General features: G+C 37.0%; 14 protein-coding genes. 10 read left to right on the top strand and 4 right to left on the bottom strand.

The window, feature by feature from the left end; all coding sequences use genetic code 11:
* Window positions 1-7 precede the first annotated feature (7 nt).
* From CYP51_RS08030 to kdsB, 5 genes are read left to right on the top strand one after another with little or no spacing between them, the layout of a single operon-like run.
* Complete coding sequence (locus tag CYP51_RS08030; RefSeq protein ID WP_103625044.1) at window positions 8-1,138, top strand: DegT/DnrJ/EryC1/StrS family aminotransferase; 1,131 nt, start codon at window positions 8-10, stop codon at window positions 1,136-1,138.
* Window positions 1,131-2,051 carry a tetraacyldisaccharide 4'-kinase gene (locus CYP51_RS08025; RefSeq protein ID WP_103625043.1) on the top strand — a complete coding sequence of 307 codons (921 nt, stop codon included), beginning with the start codon at window positions 1,131-1,133 and terminating at the stop codon, window positions 2,049-2,051. Before CYP51_RS08030 ends, CYP51_RS08025 begins: the two co-directional genes overlap by 8 nt.
* Window positions 2,052-2,101: 50 nt before the next feature.
* Window positions 2,102-2,416 (top strand): divalent cation tolerance protein CutA, encoded by a 315-nt coding sequence (gene cutA, locus CYP51_RS10305; RefSeq protein WP_103625042.1) that lies wholly within the window; start codon window positions 2,102-2,104, stop codon window positions 2,414-2,416.
* Window positions 2,413-3,876 (top strand): threonine synthase, encoded by a 1,464-nt coding sequence (gene thrC / locus CYP51_RS08015; RefSeq protein ID WP_103625041.1) that lies wholly within the window; start codon window positions 2,413-2,415, stop codon window positions 3,874-3,876. The genes cutA and thrC overlap by 4 nt, the downstream gene beginning before the upstream one ends.
* On the top strand, window positions 3,873-4,586 hold the full coding sequence (gene kdsB, locus CYP51_RS08010; RefSeq protein WP_103625040.1) for a 3-deoxy-manno-octulosonate cytidylyltransferase: 714 nt from the start codon (window positions 3,873-3,875) through the stop codon (window positions 4,584-4,586). The genes thrC and kdsB overlap by 4 nt, the downstream gene beginning before the upstream one ends.
* Window positions 4,587-4,691: 105 nt before the next feature.
* On the opposite strand, the gene CYP51_RS09845 is transcribed toward kdsB, so the two are convergent.
* A complete protein-coding gene (locus tag CYP51_RS09845; protein WP_021091517.1) occupies window positions 4,692-4,865 on the bottom strand; it encodes a hypothetical protein in 174 nt (57 codons plus the stop codon).
* On the bottom strand, window positions 4,866-5,111 hold the full coding sequence (locus CYP51_RS08005) for a DNA-binding protein (RefSeq protein WP_072594609.1): 246 nt from the start codon (window positions 5,109-5,111) through the stop codon (window positions 4,866-4,868).
* Window positions 5,112-5,458: 347 nt separating this feature from the next.
* Here CYP51_RS08005 and CYP51_RS08000 point away from each other — a divergent pair, with 347 nt between their 5' ends.
* The 4 genes from CYP51_RS08000 to CYP51_RS07985 all read left to right on the top strand — a co-directional run bounded on the left by CYP51_RS08000 (window position 5,459) and on the right by CYP51_RS07985 (window position 9,247).
* Window positions 5,459-6,253: an HrcA family transcriptional regulator gene (locus CYP51_RS08000; RefSeq protein WP_103625076.1), complete on the top strand. Its 795-nt coding sequence runs from the start codon at window positions 5,459-5,461 to the stop codon at window positions 6,251-6,253.
* A complete protein-coding gene (gene grpE, locus CYP51_RS07995) occupies window positions 6,250-6,792 on the top strand; it encodes a nucleotide exchange factor GrpE (RefSeq protein ID WP_103625039.1) in 543 nt (180 codons plus the stop codon). The genes CYP51_RS08000 and grpE overlap by 4 nt, the downstream gene beginning before the upstream one ends.
* 31 nt (window positions 6,793-6,823) lie before the next feature.
* The gene (dnaK, locus tag CYP51_RS07990) at window positions 6,824-8,698 is read left to right on the top strand and encodes a molecular chaperone DnaK (RefSeq protein ID WP_103625038.1); all 1,875 of its coding nucleotides are present in this window, start codon (window positions 6,824-6,826) and stop codon (window positions 8,696-8,698) included.
* Window positions 8,699-8,815: 117 nt separating this feature from the next.
* Complete coding sequence (locus CYP51_RS07985) at window positions 8,816-9,247, top strand: trehalose-6-phosphate synthase (RefSeq protein ID WP_103625037.1); 432 nt, start codon at window positions 8,816-8,818, stop codon at window positions 9,245-9,247.
* Window positions 9,248-9,298: 51 nt separating this feature from the next.
* On the opposite strand, the gene ppk2 is transcribed toward CYP51_RS07985, so the two are convergent.
* Complete coding sequence (gene ppk2 / locus CYP51_RS07980) at window positions 9,299-10,108, bottom strand: polyphosphate kinase 2 (protein ID WP_021091543.1); 810 nt, start codon at window positions 10,106-10,108, stop codon at window positions 9,299-9,301.
* 105 nt (window positions 10,109-10,213) lie between these two features.
* Between ppk2 and dsbD the strand changes: the two genes are divergently transcribed.
* On the top strand, window positions 10,214-11,944 hold the full coding sequence (gene dsbD / locus CYP51_RS07975) for a protein-disulfide reductase DsbD (protein ID WP_103625036.1): 1,731 nt from the start codon (window positions 10,214-10,216) through the stop codon (window positions 11,942-11,944).
* Here dsbD and nth read toward each other — a convergent pair.
* The gene (nth, locus tag CYP51_RS07970) at window positions 11,937-12,569 is read right to left on the bottom strand and encodes an endonuclease III (protein ID WP_103625035.1); all 633 of its coding nucleotides are present in this window, start codon (window positions 12,567-12,569) and stop codon (window positions 11,937-11,939) included. The genes dsbD and nth overlap by 8 nt on opposite strands.
* Window positions 12,570-12,637: the final 68 nt, after the last annotated feature.

Raw genomic sequence — 12,637 nt, 5'->3', positions numbered from 1 at the left:
ATTAAAGATGAGAGAGATTCCGTTTTATAGACCAACTATCACTGAGCGTGAAAGTGAGCTTATTGAGGAGGCTTTGCACTCTGAAAATACTACTAATATCGTTGCTAGATTTGAAGAAAAGTTAAAAGAGTATTTTGGTGCAAAATTTGTAGTTACCACAAATAATATCGCAGCCGCACATCACTTGGCACTAAGCGCGCTTGACACTAAACGCGGAGATAAGGTCATTTGCTCCATAAATGCTTTTCCTAGCATTGCACAAGCTGTTAGACATTTTGATGCTGAACCTATTTTTGTGGATGTTGATGAAGAAGATTTTAACATCTGCCCAGATGCCCTTGAGAAAGTGCTAAAAGAGCAAAATCATAAAAAATTAAAATGTGCTTTTATCTCTCATGTCGCAGGTCAAAGTGCCAGGATGGATGAGATAACGGCGGTTTGTGAGAAATACGGCATAAAAATTTTAGATGATGCAAATCGCGGTATGGGCTTAACATACAATGGCAAAAAAGTTGGTTCAGACTCCTTTTTGTCATGCTTCCAGACGCATTCGCGTGTGCAAAATCCTATATCAACGGTTGGATTTTTTACGACAAATGATGAGGAAATTTATAAAAGAGCAAAACTACTTCGCAACTATGCTCTTGTAAATGGCATTGATAAATTCGGTAGCTTGAGTTATATTTATGATGTCGTAGATATTGGCTTAAAGTATGATATAAACTCGATAAATGCAGCATTTTCTATTGCGCAGCTAGAAAGAACAGATAAGCTCATACAAAGAAGACAAGAGATCGCAAAAATTTATGATAAAGAGCTTGGTGAGTGCCATAATATAACAATCCCTGTCAAAAAACGTGAGCACATTTATACTCAGTATATTATTAAGATAAATAAAAATCGTGATGGCTTTGCCAGAGAGCTTTTGGAACACGGCATTCACACATCATTGCACTACATACCGATACATTTACTAAGCTATTACAAAAACAAATACTCACTTAAAGTAAATGATTTTCCAAATGCTTTAAAAAATTATCAGCAAGTGTTGTCACTGCCTATTTATCATAGTCTAAGCGATGAAGAGGTGCAATACGTCTGCAACAAAGTAAAAGAAATTTCTAAAACTCGTGTTTAAGAAATTAAATATTTTCTTGCATTCTTGGGCGAATGACTACTTCTTTCGCCCAAATTTCTTTCAAATTTTACTAGCATTTTTACTTTTGCCATTAAGTTTTATCTATTTTCTTATTGTTATTTTTAAGAAATTTACTGCTAGAAAAATAGACTTTGGCATAAAGATAATAAGCGTGGGAAATTTGACACTTGGAGGAAGTGGTAAGACCCCGCTTTGCGTGGCAATTGCTAAAAATTTCGAAGGTGCTTTTATCGTTCTTAGAGGCTATAAAAGAAAAAGCAAAGGCATGCAAGTTGTCGCTCGAAATGGCGAAATTTTACTTGACGTAGCAGCAAGTGGCGATGAGGCGATGATATATTCCACAAGTCTTAAAAACGCAAATGTAATAGTAAGCGAAGATAGGAAAATAGCTATAAAATATGCCAAAGAGCATGGCGCAAAGTATATTTTGCTAGATGACGGATTTTCTAAATTCGATATAGCCAAATTTGACATATTAGTGCGTCCAAATCCAGAGCCAAGACTAAAATTTTGCTTACCAAGCGGGGCTTATAGATATCCATTTAGCTTTTATAAATTTGCTGATTTTATCGCTAGTGAAGGACAAACTCATTTTAGAAAGAGTGAAATTTTAAATAAAAGCGAAAAAATGGTTCTAGTAACGGCCATAGCAAACCCAGAGCGCCTCAAGCCATTTTTTGATGAGTGCATAGCTCGCGTCTTTTTCCCTGATCACTACGACTTCTCAAAAGAGGAGCTGAGTGAAATTTTGCAAAGTTACGGCGCGACCTCGCTTTTGATGACGCAAAAAGACTATGTAAAGGCAAAGGATTTTGGGCTGAGAGTATCGCTTATCACGCTTGAAGTTACGCTAAGTGAAGAGTTTAAAAAGGTTTTGGCGCAGCAAATTTAAGCCCATTTTGTTATAATGAGCCACTTTTTAAAAGGAAAATTTAGATCAAAATGAGAATTTTAATCACCTCAGTCGCAAAGAAAAAAGAGGCAAAAAAACTAAGCAAAAAGCTCGTGAAAAAGGGCCTTGCTGCTTGCGTGAGTAGCTTTAGTGTAAAAAGTGTATATATCTGGCAAGAGAAGCTTTGCGATGAAAAAGAGCAAATTTTATTCATAAAAACGGACGTGAAATTTAAAAAAGTAGCTAAATTTATAAGAAAGCACCATAGCTATGAAAACCCAGAAATTTTGGCACTTAAGCCAAAAGATGTATTTGAAAAATACGAAAAATGGATAAAAAAATCAACCAAAAAAGGCAAAAAATGAGACTAACACCAACTAGATGCGTGAAAGATGAAAAGGTAAAAAATGTAAATTTAAGCATAGCCATGCTTAGTCCAAGCTCCGCTCACGGCGGACTTTACGCGCCAAAGAAGCTACCAAAGATCACAAAGGCTAAGTGGCAAGAGCTCTCAAGTCTAAGCTACGAAAAGCTCGCACTTCACATCATCTCGCTATTTAAATTTGACGTGCCAGAGGCCTTTTTTAAAAAGGCGGTTAAGAGATACGCGAGTTTTGACGATCCAAAGCACCCAGTCATTTTTCAAAAAATAGATAAAAATTTATACGTAAATGAGCTATATCACGGCCCAACTAGGGCTTTTAAGGATATGGCGCTTCAGCCTTTTGGCTCGCTACTTAGCCAACTAGCCAAAGAGAGGGGTGAAAGATACCTTATCATGTGCGCAACTAGCGGTGACACAGGTCCTGCGACACTTCAGACTTTTGCAAATGACGAAAACATCAAGGTCGTCTGTCTTTATCCAGACGGCGGCACGAGCGAGGTTCAAAAGCTTCAAATGCAGACCATGCAGGGTGAAAATTTAAAGGTTTTTGGCATAAAAGGCGACTTTGACGACGCTCAAAGGGCGCTAAAGATGCTACTTGCAAATGATAAATTTAAGGCTGAGCTTAAGAAAAAGCGCCTTAAACTAAGCGCGGCAAACTCGGTAAATTTTGGCAGAATTCTCTTTCAGATCATCTACCACGCCTATGCCTACGCAAATTTGCTAAAACAAAAGGCGCTTAAGGCAAACGAGAGCTTTGACATCATCGTACCAAGTGGAAATTTCGGCAACGCTCTTGGGGCATATTACGCTAAAAAAATGGGCGCAAAGATCGGCAAGATCAAGATCGCCTCAAACGCAAACAACATCTTGACGCAGTTTTTTACTACCGGCATTTACGACCTCAGGGACAAAAAGCTGGTTAAGACGATAAGCCCAGCCATGGACATTTTGATCAGCTCAAACGTCGAGCGCTTGCTGTTTGATAAATTTGGAAGCGTTAGAACTAATGAGCTTATGCAAAGCCTAGCTAAAAATAAATTTTATAAGCTTAACAAGCAAGAGCTTGAAGCGTTACAAGAGGACTTTGAGGCTAGCTGGTGTGACGACAAAGAGTGCGAGGCATACATCGCAAAGCTCGCAAAGGACGGCTACGCGATCGATCCGCATACAGCTACTTGCTTTAAAATGGTGGATGCTGGCCGCATAAATGTCATCACATCGACAGCGCACTGGGTGAAATTTACGCCAAGCATGATCAAAGCGTGCCAGATCAAAGATACAAAAGATGAAAAAGATGCGCTCGCAAAGACTGCTAAAATCTTAAATGACAGCGTGCCAAGCTCGATTAATTCGCTATTTAGCGCGAAAATTTTACACAAAAATATCATAAAAGAGGATGAGATCGAGAAGTGCGTCCTAGAATGGATCGAGCGATGATAATTATCCCAGCCCGCCTTGCCTCAACAAGGTTTAGTAACAAAATTTTAAAAGAGATAAATGGCGTGCCGATGTTCGTGGCGACGGCTCTTAGAGTAAGCGGCGTGGATGATGTGGCGGTTGCGGTGGATGAGCCAAGCGTGCTTGATATCGCCAAAGCTCACGGCATAAAAGCTGTGCTAACTAGCAAAGATCATCAAAGTGGCACTGACAGGATAAACGAAGCAGCACAAATTTTGGGGTTAAGCGAGAGTGAGATTATCATAAATGTTCAGGCTGATGAGCCATTTATTGAGCCTAAAAATATCGCTAAATTTAGGGCTTTTTGCGAGCAAAATAGGGAAAAAGCCTTTATGTTTTCTTGTTATAAAAAGATGGATGATGAGTTTGCGGATGATAAAAATTTAGTCAAGGTGGTGACTGATTTTGATGGCTATGCGCTTTATTTTTCAAGGTCAAGGATACCATTTAACAGAAGCGAGTGCAAAAGCTACAAGGCGCACCTTGGCATCTACGGATACAGCGTAAAGAGCCTAAATGAGTTTTGCGGCCTCTTACCTTCAAGCCTTGAAAACACAGAAAAACTCGAGCAGCTGCGCACCTTAGAAAATGGCAAAAAGATAGCGATGCTAGAGGTTGAAAGTCAAAGTATCGGCATCGATAGCGAAGAGGACTACCAAAGAGCGCTAGCTAAATTTGGTAAAAAATAAGTCGACAAATTCTCTTTAAATAAAGTCAATATTTAAGGAGAATTTATCTAAATTATTAATCTTTAAATGTAGCAAAAAATATTTTTCTACTCAAATAATATAAAACTAATTTTTCTTGATTTTTATTTTTTTAATTCTGTCTTTAACTACGTAAAATTTTAAAATTGCACTCGAGTAAAAGTCTTTATAAAAACCTAAAAATTTAGGCTCTTTCTTAGTGCAGATAGCTGCAAACACGCTCTCAAGGTCTATTCTCTCTTTTTGTGTCAAATTTTCCATCTATTTTCCTAACAACTTTCTCATCTTATTGATAACAAATAATATTTCATCGTCGTCAAGCTCACAAAGCAGTTTGCAAACTGCAGCAGCAGCTTGTGGCTTTGAGTTACCAAGTCTCCAGTCCTGGTATGTTCTCATTGGTACACCAAGCTCTTCTGCCATTTTTGCTTGTGAAATTTTCTTACCGATATTTTTTGCCTCAACTGCATTATGAAGCAAATTAAATATATCACTTGTTTCAATCATTAAAGTATTATACGGATTATTTTATTAAATATACATAAAATAATATATAAATAATAGAAATACGTATAAATAAATTAAAATATATTATATATTATACTATAAAACATTATATTAATACGTAAAAACGTATAAAATTATTAGAACGTAGAGGTAATATAAAAGACTTTTAAGTTTGTTTAATTATTTTTTGTAATTTTATTTTCGGAAAGGCTTATATAATTAATATTAAATAAGCTTAGCTATATAGACTAAAGATATATAAATAAATTATTTTAACTTAAATACTTGACATTGATAAACTAAAGTTGTATAATCCGCTTAGCAATTAAAAAGAAAGAGTGCTAAAAGTGAGTAAAACAAATAAACGCGATTTGATACTAAATTCTATCATTGAAGCCTATTTGCAGGACAATGCGCCTATTGGCTCAAATGAGCTTGGCTCTCGTATGAGTGCAGCTATTCCAGCTTCTACGATACGCGTTTATTTTAAAAAGCTTTCAGATGAAGGCGAGATTACAAAGCTTCACATTAGCGGCGGTAGGATTCCGACAATTGCAGCGATGAGAAGATATTGGAGTGAAATTTTTGCTATAAGTGATATAAATTTAGAGATAAATGATGCCGAAGGATTGAAAAAGTTATGCGATGAATTTGAGCTTTATTGCATGATTTTTGGCACAATTGATAATGAATTGCTAGAAATTTTAAATTTAAATAATAGATATATGATCTTAAATTTTGGTGAAGATGAGATCGTTATTAAATTTGATGCCAGGATGTATAAATTTTTAAGTAATCTTGCAGGAGTTAGTTTAAACAAGCTTGAGCTTATCTGCTCTCAAGTTGGTTTAAGCGAACTAAAAAGTAAAATAAGAGAACTTAAAAGGACTAAAATTTACTTCCAAGAAAACGAAATTTTAGCCTTTGATATGTTTAAAGATAGACGTTTTAAGATGGTTTTTGACCCAAGTTTTAGTCTGCAAATGGATGAAAAACTTACATTTTCTCCTATGTTTGATGAAAATTTTATGGGGCTTAAATTTAGTACAAACTATCTTGGTAACGAAGCACAGATGATCTGTGCTGGCAGTATTTATACTGACTATGTGAAATTTATAAATCTAATAAAGGAGGCTGCGTGAGCGAAGAGGTAAAAGAGCAAAACCTACCTGAGGTTGAGCCTGTGCAAGAACTAGCTAGTGATAGCGTAAATTTGGACGCACTTGGCGATATTTCAAAGGTTGAAAAACTTGAAAAAGAGCTCGGAGAAATAACTGATAAATATTATAGAGCAAATGCTGAGTTTGAAAATATCAAAAAGCGTTATGAAAAAGAAAAGACAGACGTTGCAAACTATGCAAATGAGAAATTTGCAAGGGACTTGCTACCAGTTATAGATGCGCTCGAGATTGCTGCAAATTTTGACCCAGAGGATGATGAATTTGCTAAAAAGATCAAAGAGGGCATTTTGATAACGATAAATCAGTTCAAGAAATGTTTTGAAAAGCATGGCGTGAGCGAGATCGCAACTGATGCCGAGTTTGACCCGAATGTGCATAATGCCGTTTTAAGGGTCGATAGCGAGGAGAAGCAGAGCGGTCAGATCGTGCAAGCTTTACAAAAAGGCTATATGATAAATGGTAGGGTTTTGCGCCCAGCTATGGTCAGTGTGGCAAACTAAATTTAAAAAATAAATCTAATAAAGGAAAAATATGTCAAAAGTTATAGGTATAGACTTAGGTACAACAAACTCTTGTGTGAGCGTTTTTGAGCGCGGTGAGAGCAAGGTTATCCCAAACAAAGAGGGTAAAAACACAACTCCATCTGTTGTTGCTTTTACAGACAAAGGTGAAATTCTAGTAGGTGACGTCGCAAAACGTCAAGCAGTTACAAACCCTGAAAAAACGATATATTCTATCAAACGTATCATGGGTTTGATGAGCAATGAAAAAAATGCTGAAGAGGCAAAGGCTCGCTTACCATATCACGTTGTAGATAGAAATGGCGCTTGCGCGGTTGAGATCGCTGGTAAGGTCTATACTCCGCAAGAAATTTCAGCAAAAATTCTTATCAAACTAAAAGAAGATGCTGAAGCATACCTTGGTGAAAAGGTAACAGATGCGGTTATCACAGTGCCAGCTTACTTTAACGATAGCCAAAGAAAGGCTACAAAAGAGGCTGGAACGATCGCAGGACTAAATGTGCTTCGTATCATCAACGAGCCAACAGCTGCGGCACTTGCTTATGGTCTTGATAAAAAAGAGGCTGAGAAAATTTTAGTTTATGACCTAGGTGGCGGAACATTCGACGTTACAGTGCTTGAAACTGGCGATAATATCGTTGAAGTTTTGGCAACTGGTGGTAACGCATTCTTAGGTGGCGATGACTTTGATAACAAGATCATCGACTGGTTGGTAAGTGAGTTTAAAAACGAAACTGGTATCGATCTAAAAGGCGATATCATGGCACTTCAACGCTTGAAAGAAGCAGCTGAAAATGCTAAAAAAGAGCTTAGCTCAGCTCAAGAGACTGAGATAAATTTACCATTTATCACAGCTGACGCGACTGGTCCAAAACACCTTGTCAAAAAGCTAACTCGCGCTAAATTTGAAGGCATGATCGACTCACTTGTGGGCGAGACTATCACTAAGATAAATGAAGTCATCAAAGATGCAGGTCTAAGCAAGAGCGATATCAAAGAGGTCGTAATGGTCGGTGGTTCAACTCGTGTGCCACTTGTTCAAGAAGAGGTTAAAAAGGCATTTGGCAAAGAGCTAAATAAGAGCGTAAATCCAGATGAAGTCGTGGCTATCGGTGCTGCGATCCAAGGTGCGGTTATAAAAGGCGATGTTAAAGATGTTCTACTTCTTGACGTTACTCCACTTAGCCTTGGTATCGAGACACTTGGCGGCGTGATGACTAAGATCATCGAAAAAGGTACAACTATACCAACTAAGAAAAGTCAAGTCTTCTCAACTGCTGAAGATAACCAAAGTGCCGTTACTATCATGGTTCTACAAGGAGAGCGTGAGTTTGCAAGGGATAATAAATCACTTGGTAACTTCAACTTAGAGGGCATCCCAGCAGCTCCAAGAGGTGTGCCTCAAATTGAAGTTGAATTTGACATCGACGCAAACGGAATTTTAACCGTTTCAGCAAAAGATAAAGCGACTGGCAAAGCCCAAAACATTACTATCTCAGGATCAAGCGGCCTTAGCGAAGATGAGATAAATAGCATGGTAAAAGATGCTGAGCTTCACAAAGAAGAGGATAAAAAGCGCAAAGACGCAGTTGAGGCTAGAAACCAAGCCGATGCACTTGTTCATCAAACTGAAAAGAGCATGAGCGAGCTTGGCGAGAAAGTCCCAGCTGAAGATAGAAGCAACATCGAAGCTGCGCTAAATGATCTAAAAGAGGTCTTAAAAGATGAAAACTCTTCAAAAGAGCAAATCGATGCAAAAGTAGAAGCTCTAAGCAAAGCTAGCCACAAACTAGCAGAAGCTATGTATAAAAAAGATGAAAACGCTGGTGTAAACGGCGGAAATAACAAAAAAGACGACGACGTTATAGACGCTGAAGTCGAGTAAAACTCTTAGAGCAGGGCAACCAGCCTTGCTCTTTAAATTTCTCACATCCATGCCTTAATTTAAATCAGTAATCATTTTAAATAAAATCTATATAATGCCAAACAAAAAAGGCAAAAAATGTATCTTTTCTCTCTAATTACGCATTTAGTTTGTGCCATTATCTTTATAGGATATGTATTTTTTGATGTTTGTATATATCCATTTGCTAAAAAAACGATAAGTCCTCAAACCCTCGAAGCTGTCAAAAAAGCCTACACAAAAGGCAGTGCAAAGGTTTTTGGCACAGCATTTTTACTACTTTTGATAAGTGGGGCATATATGGCAAAGGACTATCTTGGAGGCGAGCATGGTTGGTGGCAAAGCAACTTTCAAAAGCTACTGCTTGTAAAAATTTTTGTTTTACTCGTAATGTGCCTTGTAACTTTTATCTCTGTTTTTAATGTCGTTATTTTAAAAAAGCCTGATCCATTTGGTAAATTTTCACATTTAATAGCTCTAGTGCTTTGCCTGATAATGGTCATTTTGGCAAAAGTAATGTGGTGGGCTTAAAAATTTAGCTAGCAAATCTAAGCAAATCGCCAGCTAAAAGTTAAAAATTCTTTAATCAATACTCTTTAACTTATCTTTATTTAGCCCTTCTTCTATGCGTTTTATCTCTTCACTTCCGTCTCTTACGACGTTTTTGTCAAATTCCAAGTAGTCATTTATCTTTTTTGGATATTCAACGTGACTTAGGATAAATTTAAAGACATTTAGCCTAGCTTCTTTTTTGTTATCGCTTGAGACGATAACCCATGGCGAAATGCTATTGTGAGAGGCAAGAAGCATAGAATATTTAGCGATAGAGTACTGATCCCAAAGTTCTTGTGCTTTTTGATCAACGGGTGAAATTTTAAATTGCTTTAATGGATCATTTTGCCTCTCTTTGAAGCGTTTTTTCTGCTCATCTTTTGTGATTGAAAGATAAATTTTAAAGAAAATTATGCCGGAGTTTATGATCATCTCTTCAAATTTTGGCACTTCACGTAAAAATTCTTTATGCTCTTCTTGCGTGCAAAAGCCCATCACTGGCTCAACGCCAGCTCTATTGTACCAACTTCTATCAAAGATCACGATCTCTCCAGCACTTGGTAGATGAGTCACATATCTTTGAAAATACCACTGCGTTTTTTCGACATCACTTGGCTTAGCAAGCGCCACTATACGGCAACCCCTTGGATTTAGATGCTCAGTTAGGCGTTTTATCGTTCCGCCTTTGCCGGCTGCGTCGCGTCCTTCCATTAGCATAAGTACTCTAAGGCCTTTTTCTTTTACGTAATTTTGAAATTTTAAAAGTTCAATTTGAAGTAGTCTAAGCTCTTCTTCATAGCCAAGTTTCTCGCTTTTTTGGTGTTTTTTGTCTTTTGACATCTTTGCTCCTTTAAAATTTCACGTATTTTCACGATTTTACAATAAAATAGAATAAATTTAAGAATTTAGACTAAAATCATCTTTTTTAATTTAGCAAGGATTAGTATGTTTTTAAAATTTCTTTTTTCGATTATTTTATTTGTAGGCTCGCTTTTTGCCGAGGTTTTAGATGTTAGCAAAGCCTTTGTTTTAACTCCAAGCGTTGATAGTCAAAATGTTGAAGTGAAGTTTAACTTTGGTGAAAATATCTATCTTTATAAAGAGAGTTTCGAGATTAAACTAGCTGGCAAAAAGATAAATGAGCTATTAAATTTGCCAAGTAGTGAAAATACAGGGGAATACGAAATTTATCCAAAAGATTTTTCGATTTTTATCCCATTAAATTTAGTAAAAGAAAATCTTTCACATGGCAAAGCAATACTTGACATTAACTATCAAGGCTGTGCTAAAAACGGCATTTGCTATCGTCCGCAAAGTAAAATTTATGAGATAACTGACCAAGCTGGAAAATTTAGCATCGCCACTTTTAAAAAAGAGCAAAAAAGCGATACCGACAGCTTTGCTGAAGAATTTTCTAGCGAGCAAGATATCGCAAATGGGCTTGGAGATAAAAATTTCTTTATCTCGCTTCTTACTTTTTTTGGTTATGGTCTCTTGCTTTCACTAACACCTTGCGTCTTTCCGATGATACCGATACTTTCAAGTATAATCGTCTCAAAGGGTGCTAATTTAAATGCAAAAAAAGGCTTTTTATTATCATTCATTTATGTTGTCGCGATGAGCCTAGCTTATGCACTAGCTGGAGTTGCAGCTAGCCTACTTGGTTTTGGTATCGCAGGAGCTTTGCAAAACATCTATGTACTTGGTGCTTTTGCAGCCATTTTTGTCATTTTAAGCTTTAGCATGTTTGGATTTTATGATATAAAATTGCCAGCAAAATTTGAAAATTTGATAAGTAAAAAATCGCAAAATAGTTCAGGCTATGTTGGAATTTTTATTATGGGTTTTGCCTCAGCTCTCATCGTATCACCTTGCGTTGCAGCGCCATTAGCTGGTGCGCTTCTTTATATCGCTCAAAGTGGAAATGTCTTTTATGGTGGCATTATGCTTTTTGTCATGGGGCTTGGCATGGGCGTGCCACTGCTTATTATCGGGCTAAGCTCTGGAAAGCTCTTGCCAAAACCTGGTAGCTGGATGGATGAAGTGAAAAAATTCTTTGGTTTTTTAATGCTTATCATGGCGGTTTGGATCCTTGCGCGTGTGCTCGGAGAATTTTTTGAGCTATTAGGATATGGCATTATAGGCGTTTTTATGGCAGTTTATTTTGGGGCATTTGAAGTAGCAGAGCAAAGCTGGGCTAAGTTTAAAAAAGCGTTTTTTATCTTGGTTTTTATATATTCAGTTATGCTAATAGTTGGTTCATTTTTGGGCTCAAAGGAGGCTTTTTCTCCGCTTTCTGGATTAAATTTGGCAAAAAGTGATAGTGCGTTAAAATTTAATTCCGTTAAAAATTTAGATGAACTAAATGAGATAATAAAAAACTCAACCAAACCCGTTTTAGTAGATTTTTATGCTGATTGGTGTGTAAGCTGCAAAGAGATAGAAAAGATCACTTTTAAAGATAGTGATGTTATGGATGCTTTGGCAAATTTTGCACTTATTCGTATCGATGTAACAAATGGCGGATCACAAAATGATGAGATGCTAAGAAATTTTGGGCTTATTGATCCGCCTGCACTTTTGTTATTTAATGGCGGCGATGAGCTAAAATTTCTTAGAACTATTGGTTTTATAGATGCTAAAAATTTTCTAGCAAAGCTTGAGAAGATTAAATAACCTTGTCCTTGCTGTTACAAAGATCATTTAAGATACACTCATGGCAAAGCGGTTTTTTGGCTTTACAGGTGTAACGTCCAAAGAGCACCATGGCTTGATGAAGCTTACCAAGATCTGTTTTAAAGGCATGGCTAAGATCAGCTTCAGTAGCTTCTGGCGTCTTTGCATGGCTAAGATTAAGCCTGTGTGCCACTCTAAAAACGTGCGTATCAACAGCCATAACATTTGCATTTGTAGCTTCTAAAAGTACGACATGAGCGGTCTTTTGTCCAACTCCAGCAAGCGCTTTTAGCTTCTCTTCATCAAGCGGAATTTCTCCATTATAAAGCTCAACCACGCTGTTTGCCATTTTGATTAAATTTACCGCCTTGTTATTAAAAAAGCTGCACGAGTTTATCATGAGTTTTAGGCTTGCTAAATTTGCGCTAGCTAGCTCAAAAACGTCTTTATAAGCCTCAAATAGGGCAGGGGTGATCAAATTTACCCTTTTATCAGTGCACTGGGCTGAGAGCATGACACAGACAAGTAGCTCATATAAATTTCTAAATTTAAGCTCGCTTTTGGCGTCTTTAAACTCTTCTAAAAGTCTTCTTTTTATCTCTAAAATATCTTTTTTTGTTCTCATTTTCGTATTTTACCTTATTTTCTTAAGTTAAATGAAAAGTTATCGCTTTATTTGATATAATCTTGCCC

The organism is Campylobacter concisus (assembly GCF_002912895.1).
GTDB lineage: Bacteria > Campylobacterota > Campylobacteria > Campylobacterales > Campylobacteraceae > Campylobacter_A > Campylobacter_A concisus_G.
The sequence above is the reverse complement of the archived record's forward strand: the minus strand, read 5'-3'. Positions and strand labels throughout refer to the sequence as shown.